A 16,000-nucleotide genomic window follows, 5' to 3' on the forward strand; every position below is an offset into this window, starting at 1 on the left:
CTGGGCGGCGATCACGCGCTCTGCCGTTCCACGGCGCCCACGACCCTGCGTGCATCCGATGCGACCCACCCTGCTCCTGCTCCTGATCCTGTGTCTATCGCCGCTGACCCATGCCGGCGTCGTGGATGCACCCGCCTCGCAGCTGGAGGTGTCGCTGATGACCTACGGCCCGGGCGACATCTACTGGGAGCGTTTCGGCCACGACGCCATCGAAGTACGTGACACCGTGAGTGGTGAGTCCATCGCCTTCAATTACGGCGTGTTCGATTTCGACCAGGCGAACTTCATCCTCAATTTCGCGCGCGGCATCATGGCCTACCGCATGGATGCGGAGCCGACGGCATCCGACGTCGCGTTCTACGCCAGCGAAGGCCGATACGTGCAACGCCAGCGGCTGGCCCTGGACGACGCCCAGAAAGACCGCCTCCGGCGTTTTCTCCTGTGGAATGTGCAGCCCGCGAACGCCGGCTACCGCTACGACTACTACGTCGACAACTGCACGACCCGCGTGCGCGACGCGCTGGACGATGCCCTCGACGGCGCCCTTTCGCGACAGCTGCGCGCCCGGCCGGGTGGCATGACCTACCGTGAGCAGACCGCACGCCTGATGAGCAACCAGCCCTGGCTCATGCTCGGGATGGACCTTGGCCTGGGGCCGTTCGCCGATCAGCCGATGAACGCGTGGAAAGAAGCCTTCCTGCCGATGGTGCTGGAGAACGAAATCCGCCAGGTGCGCATCGGTGCGCCGGGTAGCGAACGCGCCCTCGTCGCCGACGACACCACGGTCGTCCCCGCCCGGCTCGTGCCCCCGCCGGCCACGCCACCCGAGCTGCGCTGGCTACTGCTCGGCGTCGGCGTGCTCTGGGCGACGCCCATGGCACTTCCCGCCGTCACCCGTCGCCGTGGCGCGCGCACCCTCGCGGCCATCGTCTCGACGGTCTTCCTGCTGTTCGCCGGTCTTGCCGGCATCGTCATGCTCGGGTTGTGGACGCTCACCCTCCATCGTTCGGCGTGGGGCAACTTCAACCTGCTCGCTTACCAGCCGCTCGCCTTGCTGCTGGTGCCGGCCGTATGGCGCCTTCGCCACGCCGGGCGGCCCATGGGTCGCTTCGCGCCCCGGGTGGCGGTGGTCTCGGCCGTCGCCTGCGGCGTCGCCCTCGCGCTGCACCTGTGGCCTGATTTCCCGCAGCGGAACGTGCCCTGGCTGCTGCTGGCGCTGCCCTGCTGGATGGCCCTGCTGGCCTGCTTCGGCCGTCGCCACGACTGACGTCCTAGGCGCTCGCCTGCCACTGGGCTAGGCGCTGCTCCGATTGCCAGCGTCCCGCGCCGGCCGAAAAATGCACCTTTTCGGCATGCGCGGTCCGGACGATGAGCTTCAAGCCAAGCGAACTGCCCCTGCTCGTCTCGCTGGACGTTTTGCTTGAAGAACGCAACGTCACCCGCGCTGCGGCACGACTGCATGTGAGCCAACCGGCCCTCTCCGGCCAACTCGCGCGCCTGCGCCGCCTGTTCAAGGACCCGCTGCTCGTTCCGTCGGAAACCGGCCGGGGGATGGTCGCCACGCCGAAGGCCGAAGAAATCGGACGTCCCTTGCGGGAAGCGCTCAGGCGCCTGGACGCGGTCGGCCACGCGGAAGTCGCCTTCGACCCCCACGTCGACGCGGCCACGTTCCGCCTGCGCGGTTCGTGCGGCGCGGTCGACCTGCTCACGCCGCCGCTATTCACCGCCATCGAACGCTGCGACAACCCAAGCCTGCGCGTGGTGCTGCAGGTCGACGACGACAGCGGGGACATGCTGGCCCTCTTTGAGAGCGGCGAACTCGACCTCGCCCTGGTGCCCTCCACGCGCGTCCCCCCGTCGCTCAAGGTGCGCGAACTGATCAGCGAACCGGTGATGCTCGTTCACCGTGCCGGCCACGACTGCGCGACCCATCCGGCGATCGACCTCGACACGTACTGCGCCCTTCGCCATGCGGTCGTCTCTCCCGCGGGAAAGCTCTGCGACGACATGGATCGACACCTGCGCGAGATGGGACGCCACCGCGACGTGGTGGCCTCGGCCGCGAGCAGCCATGCGCTCCGCGGCATGCTCGCCGGGACCGACCTGGTCTGCTGCGTCCCGTCGAGCATGGCCACGGGATTGGGCGATGCACTACGTACCCGACCGCTTGGGTTTCGCGTACCACCCGTGACACTAACGATGGCTTGGCACGCCCGACTCGACAAACAGTCGTCCCATCGTTGGCTGCGCGAGCAGGTCGCACGCTTCGTATCCCCGGCTTCGCGCCAACCGCCCATGCACCCTTCGCCGATCCCGTCCCATGCCTGACATCGAATCGCTTCTCCTCCCGCTGGACGGCGCCCTGCCGTGTGGCCCCCTTCTCGAATACGACGCCGACTTCCTGGCGCTGGAGATCCTCGCGGCGCCTTGCGGTGAACGCGGCGTAGGCGACACGCGGCGAGACGCCGAGGAGCCCGACTGGCGCCAGGTCGCCGACCAGGCCCTTCGACTGGCCGCGCGAACGCGCGACCTGCGCGTGGCGATGCACCTATGCACGGCCTGGCTCAAGACCGACGGTCTCGCCGGGTGGTTGCAGGGCCTGGCGCTGCTTCGCGGCCTGCTCGAACGGCATTGGGAGCACGTGCATCCGCGGCTCGAAGACGACGAGCCAGCGCTCCAGCTGCTCGCGCGTGCTGAACGAGCCCACTTTGTCACGCACGATGCACTTGAGGTAATGGGCGAAGCGGGAGCACGCGAACATGTACGGCAAGCGGGCGCTCAACGCCGCGTTGGCGGTAGCATTCGGATCGTCGTATTCCTCCGGGCGAGCCAGCGACTGGGCGCCGATGAACGCGGCCATGCCGGAGTGCTTCCGGTGCACCAGCGGCATCAGCCCCAAGGTGTCCAGTTCGGCGGAACGACGATCGGTGATCGCGATTTCGGTGGGGCATGTCATGTCCAAGCCACCGTCGTCGGTCGGAAACGCGTGGGTCGGCAGGTTGTCCACCGCCCCACCCGACTCGACGCCACGAATACGCGTGCACCATCCGTACCGTGCGAAAGAGCGATTGATGTTCGCACCCAGCGCGAAGGCCGCGTTCTGCCAGGTGTAGCGGCTCGCGTCGCCAGCGGCGGTGTCTTCCTCGAAGTCGAAGCCGTCGACGGGATCGGTTTTAGCCCCATACGGCCGGCGGGCCAACGTACGCGGCATCGTGAGCGCGACGTACTTTGCATCCTCGCTGTCGCGCAGCGCCCGCCACCCGGCGTAATCGGGGGTCGAAAACACCTTGGCGAGGTCGCGGGGGTTCGCCAGCTCGCCCCAGTGTTCCAGGCCGAGCAGTGCCGGTGCGGCGGCCGCGATGAACGGCGCGTGGGCCGTTGCGGCGATCTGGGCCATGCCCCGCAACAGCTCGACATCCTGCGGGCCATGGTCGAAATAGTAGTCGCCGATCAGGCAACCGTACGGTTCACCGCCGAGCTGCCCGTATTCCTCTTCGTAGATCTTCTTGAAGATCGGGCTCTGGTCCCACGCCGCGCCCTTGTATCGTTTGAGCGTGCGGCCGAGTTCGGCTTTGGACAGGTTCATCACACGGATCTTCAGCTCGGTGCCCGTCTCGCTCTGGCTGACCAGGTGGTGGAGGCCGCGCCAGGTTCCTTCGACCCGCTGGAAGTCCGGATGGTGCAGGATGAGGTTCACCTGCTCGGACAGCTTGCGGTCGATCTCGGCGATGCAGGCCCGGATGGTCTCGGCGACATCGTCCGAGACGACGTCGCCGCCTTCGACGACCTGCGCCACGAGCGTCTGCACGGCCGAGGCCACCTCTTCACGCGCCCGCTCGTTGCGTGGCCGGAATGCCTTCGCAAGAAGCGCGCCGAAATCGTCCGTGCCTTCGTCGACGGTGCCCTGCGGCGCGGATTTCGCCCTCTGCGACTCGTTGGCCATGGCTCAGCCCTCCTCGCCATCGGACGGGGCGGCCGGCGCGAGCTCCGCCAGCAGCGAGGGGTCCCGCAAGGCCCGCGCGAGGAGACGCTCCGCGTCGACCTTTCCGTCGAGGTAGGTGTCGAGGTTGGCCAGACGGGTACGCGCCTCGAGCAGGCGGGCCAGCGGCGCCACCGAGCGGGCGATCGCCTCGGGGGAAAAATCATCCATATGGCGGAACGCCATCTCGACCTTCAGCTGCCCTTCCCCGCCCAGCGCATTAGGCACGTCGAACGACACCGCCGGCGCCACGGAAGCCATCCGGTCATTGAAGTTGTCGACGTCGTATTCCACCGCCTTGCGCTCGTCGAGGCCAGGAAGGTCCGCGGCGGCGCTACCGGAGAGATCGGCCATCACGCCGACGGTGAAGGGAATGCTCACCTTTTTCTGCGCGCCATTGAGCTCGACGTCGTATTCGATCTGCACCCGGGGTGGGCGATGTCGCGCAATGCGCTTCTGACTGCTTTCCATGGCGATTTCCTATCTGCTCCGCAGGCAATGGCCGACACGGCCTTTCGGTGTCGGACTAACCGATGGCTCGATCATGGACGACACCACCGCCGCGGGAGAAATCGTTCCTCCCGATATCAGGGATCGGCTCGCGTGATCCCTCCAGGCACGAGCGCCGTCACATACGGCGCGCACGATAGCTCGGCCAAATCGCCACGCCCGTCATTTTTTATCCTGCCTATGACGATGCGCCGCCGTTGCCCTGCCCTGGCTCGCCCGGCATGATTCGACGCATGACCCTGCCTCCTTTTGTCGCTGAACCCGCCTCCCCGCCCGCCGGCAACGGAATGGTCGTCAATTGCGTCGCCTACCGGAACACCGGCGAGCGCATCGGCGACATCACGCTCGATGCCATCAGCGATATCCTGCAGCAGCCGGACACCTTCGTATGGGTCGGCCTGCACGAGCCGGACGAAGCCCTTCTGCTGAAGCTGCAGGAGGAGTTCAACCTTCACGACCTCGCCATCGAGGATGCCCAGCACGCCCACCAGCGCACCAAGATCGAGGCGTACGGCGACTCGCTGTTCATCGTGGTGCAGACCGCGCAGCTGGTCGGCGGCAACATCGCCTTTGGCGAAACGCAGATCTTTTTGGGCCGCCGTTATTTCGTCACCGTGCGCCACGGTGCCTCGCTATCCTACGCGCCCGCCCGCCGCAGCTGCGAGATGTCGCCGGAGCTGCTGGCACTGGGTCCGAGCTATGCGCTCTACGGCGTGCTGGATTTCATCGTCGATAATTTCCTGCCCATCGTGCGCGACTTCCGCGAAGAGCTGCACGAACTGGAAAACGACATCTTCGCCGAGACCTACAACCGGCAGACGATCAAGCGCCTGTATGACATGCAGCGCGAACTGATGACGCTTCGCCTGGCCGTCGTGCCCCTGCAGGATATCGTCGCGCAGCTGGTCCGCCTGCATCCCCACCTCATCCAGGACGAACTGCGCGCGTATTTCCGCGATATCTACGACCACGTCTTCCGCGTGAACGAATCGATCGCCGCGATGCGCGAAATGCTGGGCGCGGCGATCAGCGTGAACCTTTCGCTGGTGACTTTCGGCCAGAACGAAGTCATGAAAAAACTCGCCGGCTGGGCCGCGATGCTCGCCGCGCCGACGCTCATCACCAGCTGGTATGGCATGAACTTCGCACACATGCCTGAACTCAACCAGCCGTGGGCGTATCCGGCGATCATCTGCGTGGTCGCGTGCATCGTGGGCGGGATCTTCATCGCGTTGAAGAAGAATCGCTGGTTCTGACGCTGGAAGAAGGCTCTTCGCGCAAGTCAAAAGAACGGCGGCCTCGATGGGCCGCCGTCGTCGATGGATCACGCCAGGGAGCGGCTTATTTCGCCGTCCACTCCTTGAGCCACGCGTTCACCGTCTCGTGCCATTGCACGCTGTTCTGCGGTTTCAGCACCCAGTGGTTTTCATCCGGGAAATGCAGCAACTTGCTGGGAATGCCGCGACGCTGGAGCGCGGTGAACGCCCCCAGGCCCTGCGTGTCGGGGATCCGGAAGTCATGGCCGCCGTGGATGACCAGCATCGGCACGCGCCAGTCCTTGACGTGGTCGATCGGATTGAAGCGCTCGTAGTTGTCCGGATGATCGAACGGCGTGCCGCCGTTTTCCTTCTCTTCGAACCAGAGTTCGTCGGTGTCGTAGTACATCGCCCGGGCGTCGAAGACGCCGTCGTGATCGACCAGGCACTTCCACGGCTGGTTCCACACACCGGCCATCCAGTAGACCATGTAGCCACCGTAGCTGGCGCCGAGCGCGCAGGCCCGGTTACCGTCGAGGAAGCGGTATTTCGACAAGGCGGCGCTCCAGCCGAGCTTGAGGTCTTCCAGCGGTTTGCCGCCCCAGTCGCCCGAGATGGATTCGGTAAACGCCTGGCCGTAGCCGGTCGAGCCATGGAAGTTGACCGTGACCACGGCAAATCCCTGTCCCGCGTAGGTCTGCGGGTTCCAGCGATAGCTCCAGCTGTTGGTCATGGCGCCCTGCGGGCCGCCATGGATGATGAAGGCCACCGGGTAGGTCTGGCCCTTCTTGAAGCCGACGGGCTTCACCACATAGCCCTGCACCGGCTCGTTGTTCCAGCCCTTGAAGGTGAAGAACTCGGGGTCGCCCATCAGCACGTTCTTCAGGCGCGTGGCGTTGAAGTGCGTGACCTGCCTGAGTCCCTTGCCCCGGGGATCGACGGTGTAAAGGTCGGCCGGGTGCTTGAGGTCGTCGCGCGCGAGCAGGATCTTCGACGCCCCGACGGCGAAGGCGGTCACCGCACCGTCGGAGACCAACGGCGTGGCCTTGCCGGAGGCCACGTCGATGGCGAACAGCGGATGTTGGCCGTTGTCGTCGGTGGTGGTGTAGAGGGTCTTGCCATCGGACGACACCTGCAGCGCGCCGGCCGAGCGATCCCACGACGGATCGATCTCGCGGCGCGTGCCGGAGGCGAGGTCGAGCGCCATGATGCCGAAGCGATCGGCCTCCGAGCCCGGCTCCTTCATCGCCGTGTAGAAGAGCGTCTTGCCGTCCGGCGACACCAGGGGGTTCGCATCCCAGGCGAGGTTCTGGGCCGTGAGGTTGGCGGGCGCCGCCGAACCGTCGGCGGGCACGCTGTAGATGTCGAAATTGGTCGACCACGGCTCGGTCTTGCCGGCGATGCGCACGTCGAAGTACACCGTCTTGCCGTCAGGCGAGAAGGTGAACTCGTCGTCACCGCCGAACGGCTTGCTCGGCACGTCGCCATCGATGCCCCGGCTGAGCAGCACCGGCGCCGACGGGGCGCGGGCGTCGGCGATGTAGAGCTGCGAGCGGCGTCCGTCGGCCCAGGTGTCCCAGTGGCGGACGAAGAGCTTGTCGTAGACGGTGCCGGTGGATTTGTCCTTTTCGCGGCCGTCGAGGCGCTCCTTGGTGCAGGCCAGGTCGGCGCAGTCGGTGAAGACGTCGTAGCTCAGGAGCAGCCGCGCCCCGTCGGGCGACAGCTTGAAGGCATTGACGTCCAGCGGGGCGTCGGTCACGGCCTCGCCCTCGCCCAGCGCCAGGGCAAGACCCTTGCCACCGTTACCGGCCTCGAAGGCGCGGTGGAACACCTGCGTCACCCCGTCTTTCGCGGCGGTGTAATAGATCGACCGGCCATCCGGCGCCCAACGCGGCGATGAGCCCTTCTCGACGACCTTCACCGGCGACGCCGAGCCGTTGAGGTCGAGCACGTAGAGCGCCGTGGAGCCCTTGTTCGCCGCGTAGTCCGTCGAGCGCACCGAGAAGAGCGCATAGCGGCCATCCGGCGAGAGCTGCGGGTCGCCAACGCGATCCATCATCACCAGATCGCGGATGGAGAAGGCGTGCTTGGCGCCGTCTTCCGCGCCCGCGGCCAGGGCCGGGCCGGTAGCCAGCGCGAGGGCCAGCGCGGCGAACAGTGGTTTCATGGGGAACTCCTTGCGGTGAGTGCGGGCACGGTAAGGGGCGTGGACCGCCGACGCAAGCGTGGGAGCGATGTCGTCATCAATGTCGCGAGGAAAGGGTAGACTCGTGGGCTAATGCATCGGGGATAGGGACGACAACGTGGCTTTACCATCATTTCGGCGTCATCGCCTGGAAGGGCCCGTGTTGGCGCTGGTCGCGCTGGGTGCGCTGATGCTTCGCCTCTACTACGCGCATACCGCCATCGTCGACCACCCCATTCGCGGCGACGCGATCCAGTATTACGCCTATGCGTGGAACCTCGTGCACCACGGGATGTTCTCCGGGGCGCTTCCTGACGCGACGACGGCCTCACCGGACAGTTTTCGTGATCCCGGCTATCCCGTCTTTCTGGCCGCACTGCTAAGCGCGTCGTCGCCGGATACCTTTGTTGATCGAGTGATCGACGTACAGTGCCTGCTCTCGGCCACGACGGTATGGATCTACGCCGTGCTTGCAAGGCGTTGGATCGGCTTTCCCGCAGCCATCGGCGCCTCGGTCCTGCTCGCGATCTGGCCCCACACGATCACGCTGGCCGATTATGTGTTGAGCGAGACATTGCTGGGCTTCCTCGTGGCGATCGCGCTCGTGTTGACGGACCAGGCATGGCGCCGGGGAGGAACATGGCGGCCGCTTGCCGCAGGCCTTGGCTTCGCCCTTGCCGGGCTGACGAACGCCGTAATGGCACCTTTCGGTCCGATTCTGGCTGCAGTGATGCTTTGGCGCGTTCATTCGCAACGCCGGCTCTGGATGCTGGTGTTACTGGCGGCCATCGTACCTCTCGCCGCGTGGTCGCTGCGGGCTATGGCCGTTTCCGGCACGGGCGAGTCAGCCGGCGACCGGGTAAAAATGAATCTGGTGCAGGGCAGTTGGCCCGAATACCATGCGGCCTACCTGTTTTCGCAGGAAAATGCGAATGCCGCAGCCATCATGAAGACGATCGACGTGGAGTATCGATTGCTGCGCTCCGACACCCCGGCAGGTATCGGTCGCATCGTGGATCGCCTCGGCCGCGAGCCCGTCCGGTACATCGGCTGGTACCTTTCCAAGCCCCTCGAACTCTGGGGTTGGGATATCGGCATCGGCGCAGGCGACATCTACGTCTATCCCACCTACCGATCCCCCCTGCTGATGCAGCCACTGCTCGCTGGCATCGTGGGAGCGCTGTATTTCCTGTCGCCTTTTATTCTCTTGCTGGCGGCGACGGGCGCCGTGATGGCAGTAGCCTCGCCAGGCCGCGACGCGCCAGGGATGCGGCTCGCTGCGGCGCTGGCCCTATGGGTGACGGTGGTCTATGGGGTGCTGCAGTCGGACGCACGATATTCGACGCCCTTTCGTGGCCTTGAAATGATGCTGGCTGCTTTCGCCGTGCATGTCGTGATAACACGGCTGTACCACCGAAAGCAGCTCCAGAACGGACGCATTGCGTCATAGTTTGACGTATTGCGTCACCCCATAAAGGCCGCCTGTGATCGAATCGGCAAATGTGAGTGGCCGATGCTTGTGAATTTCCCCGCCCTATGCAAAATCAGGTCGCCCATCGTGTAGGCTGGCCGTCGTTCCTGAATGGCACACTCCGTGCTTCCGGGAAACCGAGCGTCCTGGTCAGTCCTCGTATTCGTGATGAGGGGGAGCTGGATCGAACCGAAGGGGGACCATCCGGCACTAGAGCTCAGGGGCATCACACCATGCGGTCCACCCATTTCCAATATCGAGGAAGCTTCATGAAGACCATCCAGAAGGGTTTCACGCTCATCGAACTGATGATCGTGGTCGCGATCATCGCCATCCTGGCCGCCATCGCCATCCCGCAGTACCAGAACTACACCAAGCGCGCCAAGGTGTCGGAAGGCCTCGTGCTCGCCGATGCGGCCAAGCTGGCCGTGGCTGAGACCTTTCAGTCGAAGGGTACCTACCCGAGCGGTAATGCGGACGCAGGCTATGTCACGGGCGTCAGCACCTATGTGTCGGGCATTGGCATCACCAGCGGCACCGGTGTCGTGACGATCACTTATCAGCACATTGGTGATACGAACATCGACGGTAAGTCGATCACCCTGACGCCTAACACGAAGTCGGGCACGTCCATCCAGTGGACGTGCGCCGTGGGCGGTAGCGGCGTGGCGAAGCAGTTCGTTCCGGCTACTTGCCGCAACTGATACGCTTTTCGATCAGCGTCTAGAAAGCCCCGCGTCGCGGGGCTTTCTTTTTTTGGCATGCCTATGTCCAACGTCCTTGAACGGTCTTCCCGCTACGGCTGGCTCGCTTTTGCCGGCTTGGCCGCGATCACGGTGCTGATCTACGTGAACGGCCTGCACGGCCCGTTCCTGCTCGACGACGGCAACAATCTCGATACGATCAACCGGTGGTTCCAGGGGCGACTGGACTGGCGCTCGGCCATCGACAACCGTGCGGGGCCAGGGGGGCGCGTGCTGCCGATGCTCACGTTCCTTTTCGACGCGTGGCGCTCGCATTCGATGGATGCGTTCGCATTCAAGACCACCAATCTGGTGATTCACCTGCTATCGGGGGGAGCCGTCTTTGCGCTCGCCCGCCAGATTTTCCGCCGGGTCGACGCATCGTCTCCGCGCGCCACCACCTGGGCGTTATTCGTCGCGGCCCTATGGCTCTGGATGCCACTTCAGGTCAGCACGGTACTCTACGTCGTGCAGCGCATGGCGCAGCTGGCGGCGCTTTTCAGTCTATTGGCGCTGTGCGTATTCATGGCGGCCCGCTCACGACTCGAGGGCGGGCGATCGCCTGGCGCGCTTGCCGCCCTCTGGCTCGGGGTGCCGACCCTCACCTTGCTGGGCCTTCTTTCCAAGGAAAACGCGATCCTCGTACCGCTCCTCGCGGCCGTCCTCGAATTCACTCTGTTCCATCCTTCCCCGGCGTCCAACAGGCCGCTGGCCGTCAAGCTGTTCTTCATTTCGCTGGTGGCCGTCCCCGTCAGCGCCGCCACGGCGTATCTCGTCCTGCACCCGTCGTATCTGGCGGGGGGCTATGCCGTGCGCTCCTTCACGCTTTCGGAGCGGATGCTCACCGAGCCTCGGATCCTCTGGGATTACGTGCGCACGCTGCTCCTGCCGGTCGGCCCTGACATGAGTCTGTTTCACGACGACTATCGCGTGTCCACCGGATTGTTCGCGCCACCGTCCACGCTGGCCGCGCTGCTCGCCTGGATCGCCGTGCTCGGCGTTGCCGTGCTAGGCCGCCGACGGTATCCGCTGGTGAGCCTGGGGATAGGCTTCTTCCTCGTCGGGCATCTACTCGAGTCGACGATCATCCCCCTGGAGCTGTATTTCGAGCACCGCAACTACCTGCCCGCGTTCGGGCTTCCGATGGCACTGGTCGGCGCTGGCCTCGCGATGCGCGAGCGCCTCCCTGCGGCCACGGCCGGCTTCCGGCGCGCCTCGGCATCGTTGGTCGTCGCGCTTCCCCTGATCTATGCCGCCGGCACCTGGGTGCAGGCGGGGAGCTGGTCCGATCAGGCCACCCTGTTTGCGATGCAGGAGACCTATCGCCCCACATCGCCTCGTTTGCAGTCCGTGCTGGCGGCGAGGGCGATCGAAGCCCATGACACGCCACGGGCACTCGAACATATCGACATGGCCGAGCGTTATGGGCCCCCATCCGAGGCGATGACAGCCACCATCTGGCGGATGATCGCCTATTGCGAGGGCAGCACGACGCCGCCTGCCACGCTTTACTCGCAGATGGTCGAACGCGAAGGCCTCGGTATTACGACGTATGGCATGGTCTATTGGGAAAAGCTGGCGGCGCTCGCCGACCGGTGCCCGGGGCTGGACACCACGCGCCTCGTCGCGATTGGCAAGACCTGGCTCGCTAACGATCGCTCCCCGCCGGGTCAGCCCAGCGTGTGGAGGACACGCTATAACCTCGGCCGGGTCGAAGCGGTGTCGGGCCATCTGGACGAGGCCGAGGCGGCCGTTCGCCAGGCGTGGATCGACAGCGGATACAACGTCGGTATCGGCGTGTATCTCTTCCAGCTCAACGCGACGCTCGGCCGCCGCGACGCCTGCACGCAGATACTCGCGCGGCTTCGGAAAGACGCCGACATGGGTAACAAGGACCTTCGTGATGCCATCGAGCTGTTCCAGCAAGCTATGGATCAGGGTCGGATCGGCCGTGGCACGCCCTAACCGCTGGCACGTTACCTGCATCGAAAAATAAAGCGATTCGTCGCCAAGGCGACGCTTTCTTTCGACAGGGGACACCGTGATTACCAGACTTCGCGGCTTCACGCTCATCGAACTGATGATCGTCGTGGCCATCATCGCCATCCTGGCGGCCATTGCCGTTCCTCAGTACCAGAATTACGCCAAGCGGGCCCGGATATCCGAGGGGCTCGTGCTTGCCGATGCGGCGAAACTTGCCGTCAGCGAATCATTGCAAGCCAACGGAAAATATCCGTCCGGTAACGTCGAAGCAGGATACACGACAGGTATCAGCACATACGTCAGCCAGATCGCCATCGCGCCGGCGGGTACGGGTGTCGTCACCATCACCTATCGCAACATCGGCAGCGATATCGATGGCAAGTCCATCACGCTCTCGCCAACCTCCAGGGTCTCGAACCAGGTCTACCAGTGGACCTGTGGCGTCGGCGCCTCCGGCGTGCCTAAGGCTTACGTTCCCGCCAATTGCCGCAACTAACGGAGTGGCGGACCTCAGCCACGGCTTGATGCGGGCCAATGGTGCTAGCATGCCGGGCGAATCGCTGACCCGAGGCCGCCTTGATTTCCAGCCCTGCCCCGTCGCCCCGCATCGGGCAGACGGACGCCGCGATGCCCCGCCACGGCATGAAACGCTTTTCGTCCGGCTACCTGACCACCATCCTTTGCATGGCGATGCTGGCCCTTGTGACCTGGCTGCTCTACGTCCCCGGCCTGGGCGGCGGCTTCGTGTTCGACGACTACCCCAATATCGTCGACAACCCCCTGGTGCAGCCCAGGCACGCCACCGTGGCCGAACTGACGGCAGCGGCGTTGTCGTCGCCCTCCAGTGAACTGAAACGGCCCCTGTCCTCCCTCAGCTTCGCCGCGAACGTGCTTACGTCCGGACTCGATGCCTCGGCCATGAAGGCCACCAACATCGCGATCCACATCCTCAACGGGTGGCTGGTGTTCGCCCTCTGTGTGGGATTGCTGCGCAGGACTCACCCAGGGGATCTACCGCGCACGCGGCTGGCGATCGCCTTTGCGCTCAGCCTCGCGTGGCTGGTGGCACCCATCAATCTCACGGCGGTGCTTTACGTCGTCCAGCGCATGGAAAGCCTGGCCAACCTCTTCGTGCTGGCAGGTCTCATCGGCTACCTGCGCCTGCGGACCCGTGCGAGGTTCCGGGTGCGTGATGCGGTATTTGCCGCCGCCTGGCTGGTCGCGTGCACCGGCATCGGCGTGCTCGCGAAAGAGACGGCGGTGCTTTTGCCGTTGTACGCGCTGTGTCTCGAAACCACGGTTCTAGGCTTTGGCGAGCCTGGAAGCCGCGCACGCAAGGCATTGACCACGGTCTATGTGGCGATCCTCGGCCTCCCCCTGGTCATCGGTGCGGCATGGATCGTGCCGACCCTGTTCCAACCAGGCGCCTGGGCCACGCGCGACTTCACGCTCGCGACGCGGCTGATGACCGAGCCGAGGGTCATCCTCGACTATTTGGCGTGGACGATCGTCCCGATCCCATCCGCCCTGTCCTTCTATCACGACGATTTCGTACAGAGCACCGCGCTGTTCAGTCCATGGACGACGCTGCCGAGCATGATCGGGATCCTCGTCTTGCTGGCGCTGGCCTGGCGCAGTCGGGCCAAGGCGCCGCTGCTGGCCCTGGGCATCCTGTTTTTCCTGGCGTGCCAAACGCTGACCGGCACCGTGCTCCCGCTCGAACTGGTATACGAACACCGGAACTATTTCGCGAGCCTGGGCGTCGTGCTCGCCGTCGGCGAGGTCTGCCGGCTGGTGGCGTCGGCACGGACACGCTGGGCAGGAAGCACGGTCGCTCTCACGCTATCGGTCATCCTGATCGGCGGGTCCATGGCGGTCACGTACGCTACGGCAAACGCATGGGGCACCCCCCTGACGCTCGCCGAAGAAGTGGGACACCGCGGCCCGTCCTCCCACCGTGCGCAATACGAACTCGGGCGCGCCTATATCATCGCGTCCCGCTATGAAACGTCGTCGCCCTATATCGCCAAGGCCGTGCCGCCACTCGAATCGGCCGCTGCCATGCCGGGGGCGTCGGTCCTCGCGGAACAGGCGCTCATCTTTCTGTACGCACGGGCCGGCCTGCCCATAAAACAGGCATGGTGGTCGTCAATGCGGTCCAAGCTCCATGCACGCCCAGCCACCGTACAGGATGAAAGCGCACTCATTGCGCTCGCGGGCTGCCTTCGCCAGGGTGGCTGCCACTTCGAGCCGAACGACCTGCACCAGGCATTCGATGCCGCGATGGACCATCCGGCGCCTTCGGCCCGACTCTGCTCCGCCTACGCGGACTTTGCCGCCGTGACGCTCGATGACGATGCGCTGGCCCTGCGGTTATCCAAAAGGGCCGTCGAGAAAGCGCCCGATGAGCCGGTCTACCGCATCAACCTCGCCCGCCGCGCCCTAGCGACCGGCCAGCCAGCGATCGCCCGCGACCAGATTCCGGTCCTCGAGCGGTTGAACTTCGGCGGACGATTGGACGACGACATTGCATCCCTCCGCGAATCGCTATCCCACAAAGGCGATGCCCAACCATGATCGGGTTCAGGCGCTTGCTGCGGGGGCGGTTGGCGATCAACACCAGTCTTGCGCTTTTCTGGCAACTGGCGCGGGTCGGCTCGCAAGCACTCTGGCTACTGGCGATCGCCCGCAAGCTCGACGCGCCGGGTTACGGCATCTTCGCCGGCGTCGCCGGGCTGGCGACGTTTCTCGGCGCGTTCAGCGGGCTAGGGTTGGGCGTGCTCTTGCTGCGGGTCGTGGCAAGGGAGCCTGAACGCTTCGACGCCTATTGGCACAAGGGTCTTCGTTGGACCCTGCTCAGCGGGGCAGGCATGGCGCTTGCCTTCATCGTCGCGAGCCGGATGATCGACCGCTCGCACGCCGACGCGCTCTCCGTCATCGCCATCGGATTGTCCGAGACGATGCTTTTCCCGGTGGTCTCGTTTTGCTCGTTTGCGTTCAACGCGCACGAACGCCTCGGTTTCGCGGCCGCGCTTCCCGCGCTCACCGCCCTGGTACGCCTTGCGGGTGCCCTGGCGTTTCTGGTGCTCCCCTTGCCTTCCACCATCGCGACATACAGCGTGATTCATCTGGGGGCGACGCTGTTGGCGGCCGTCGGCGCGGTGGCGATGGCCCGTGGCGTGCTTCGCCCCCGCCGCGTCATCGAGACTCTGACACGGCGCGATCTCGGCGACGGACTGGGCTATTGCTCCGTTTGGGCCGCCACCAATGCGCTCACGTCGCTGGACAAGAGCCTCGTGCTGCACCTGGCTGGCGACGCCGTCGCCGGGCTGTATGCGTCCGCCTATCGGCTCATCACGATTTTCTCGCTCCCGGTCGATGCATTGGCCATGTCCGTCCTGCCCCGGGTTTTCCGGCACCACGCGGAGCCGGCGCACCGTCAGCGGCTGATCCTCGTCGTCTTTCTGGGCAGCCTGGCGTTCAGCGCCATGGCGATGCTGCTGGTTCATGCCGCCGCGCCAGCGTTACCGTGGCTCCTGGGGCCCTCGTTCGTCGGTGCCGTCTCCGCCGCGCGCATGCTTGCGTGGTTGCTGCCCGCCTATGCGCTGCGCATGCTCGGGGGAAATGTCCTGCTTGGGCTGGACGGACAATGGCTGAGGCTAGGCATCGAATCCGCAGGTATCATGATGCTTTGCGTGTTCGGCGGGTGGTTCGTACCCCATGCCGGGCTCGCCGGGGCGGCCCGCATGATCGTCACGACCGAAGCCTGCCTTGCCCTGATCACCTGGGGCGTCGTGGCCCGGCGCCTGCGGGGCGCGGCCGTCGCCGCCCGCTAAGCCTGGAGTCGTCAAACGATGTGCGGCATCGCCGGAC

The 16,000-nt window shown here is 65.3% G+C and carries 12 protein-coding genes and 1 pseudogene; 10 read left to right on the forward strand and 3 right to left on the reverse strand.

Going from position 1 to position 16,000, the window contains the following annotated elements; all coding sequences use genetic code 11:
- Positions 1-58: 58 nt before the first annotated feature.
- From PI246_RS07435 to PI246_RS18480, 3 genes and pseudogenes are all read left to right on the forward strand, one after another.
- Complete coding sequence (locus PI246_RS07435; RefSeq protein WP_320550648.1) at positions 59-1,267, forward strand: lipoprotein N-acyltransferase Lnb domain-containing protein; 1,209 nt, start codon at positions 59-61, stop codon at positions 1,265-1,267.
- Between the two features lie 101 nt (positions 1,268-1,368).
- Entirely contained in the window at positions 1,369-2,328 is a 960-nt protein-coding gene (locus PI246_RS07440) for a LysR family transcriptional regulator (protein ID WP_320550649.1), read from the forward strand.
- A pseudogene (locus PI246_RS18480) lies at positions 2,321-2,614 on the forward strand (type VI secretion system protein TssA); the annotation flags it as partial. The gene PI246_RS07440 and the pseudogene PI246_RS18480, both read left to right, overlap by 8 nt.
- Here the strand turns inward: PI246_RS18480 and tssC are convergent.
- Positions 2,549-3,943: a type VI secretion system contractile sheath large subunit gene (gene tssC / locus PI246_RS07445; RefSeq protein WP_320550650.1), complete on the reverse strand. Its 1,395-nt coding sequence runs from the start codon at positions 3,941-3,943 to the stop codon at positions 2,549-2,551. The pseudogene PI246_RS18480 and the gene tssC sit on opposite strands and share 66 nt — an antisense overlap.
- A gap of 3 nt (positions 3,944-3,946) precedes the next feature.
- A complete protein-coding gene (gene tssB / locus PI246_RS07450) occupies positions 3,947-4,450 on the reverse strand; it encodes a type VI secretion system contractile sheath small subunit (RefSeq protein WP_320550651.1) in 504 nt (167 codons plus the stop codon).
- 272 nt (positions 4,451-4,722) lie between these two features.
- Between tssB and corA the strand changes: the two genes are divergently transcribed.
- Complete coding sequence (gene corA, locus PI246_RS07455; RefSeq protein WP_320550652.1) at positions 4,723-5,745, forward strand: magnesium/cobalt transporter CorA; 1,023 nt, start codon at positions 4,723-4,725, stop codon at positions 5,743-5,745.
- Positions 5,746-5,830: 85 nt separating this feature from the next.
- Here corA and PI246_RS07460 read toward each other — a convergent pair whose 3' ends face one another.
- Positions 5,831-7,912 (reverse strand): dipeptidyl-peptidase 5, encoded by a 2,082-nt coding sequence (locus PI246_RS07460; protein ID WP_320550653.1) that lies wholly within the window; start codon positions 7,910-7,912, stop codon positions 5,831-5,833.
- Positions 7,913-8,090: 178 nt separating this feature from the next.
- Here PI246_RS07460 and PI246_RS07465 point away from each other — a divergent pair, with 178 nt between their 5' ends.
- From PI246_RS07465 to PI246_RS07490, 6 genes are all read left to right on the forward strand, one after another.
- Positions 8,091-9,380: an ArnT family glycosyltransferase gene (locus PI246_RS07465; protein ID WP_320550654.1), complete on the forward strand. Its 1,290-nt coding sequence runs from the start codon at positions 8,091-8,093 to the stop codon at positions 9,378-9,380.
- Positions 9,381-9,670: 290 nt separating this feature from the next.
- Positions 9,671-10,105 (forward strand): pilin, encoded by a 435-nt coding sequence (locus PI246_RS07470; protein ID WP_320550655.1) that lies wholly within the window; start codon positions 9,671-9,673, stop codon positions 10,103-10,105.
- Positions 10,106-10,168: 63 nt separating this feature from the next.
- Entirely contained in the window at positions 10,169-12,109 is a 1,941-nt protein-coding gene (locus PI246_RS07475) for a hypothetical protein (protein WP_320550656.1), read from the forward strand.
- 76 nt (positions 12,110-12,185) lie between these two features.
- Complete coding sequence (locus tag PI246_RS07480) at positions 12,186-12,623, forward strand: pilin (RefSeq protein WP_320550657.1); 438 nt, start codon at positions 12,186-12,188, stop codon at positions 12,621-12,623.
- A gap of 131 nt (positions 12,624-12,754) precedes the next feature.
- On the forward strand, positions 12,755-14,704 hold the full coding sequence (locus PI246_RS07485; protein ID WP_320550658.1) for a hypothetical protein: 1,950 nt from the start codon (positions 12,755-12,757) through the stop codon (positions 14,702-14,704).
- A complete protein-coding gene (locus PI246_RS07490) occupies positions 14,701-15,963 on the forward strand; it encodes an oligosaccharide flippase family protein (protein ID WP_320550659.1) in 1,263 nt (420 codons plus the stop codon). Before PI246_RS07485 ends, PI246_RS07490 begins: the two co-directional genes overlap by 4 nt.
- Positions 15,964-16,000: the final 37 nt, after the last annotated feature.

It is taken from the genome of Luteibacter sahnii (assembly GCF_034063545.1).
Taxonomy (GTDB): domain Bacteria; phylum Pseudomonadota; class Gammaproteobacteria; order Xanthomonadales; family Rhodanobacteraceae; genus Luteibacter; species Luteibacter sahnii.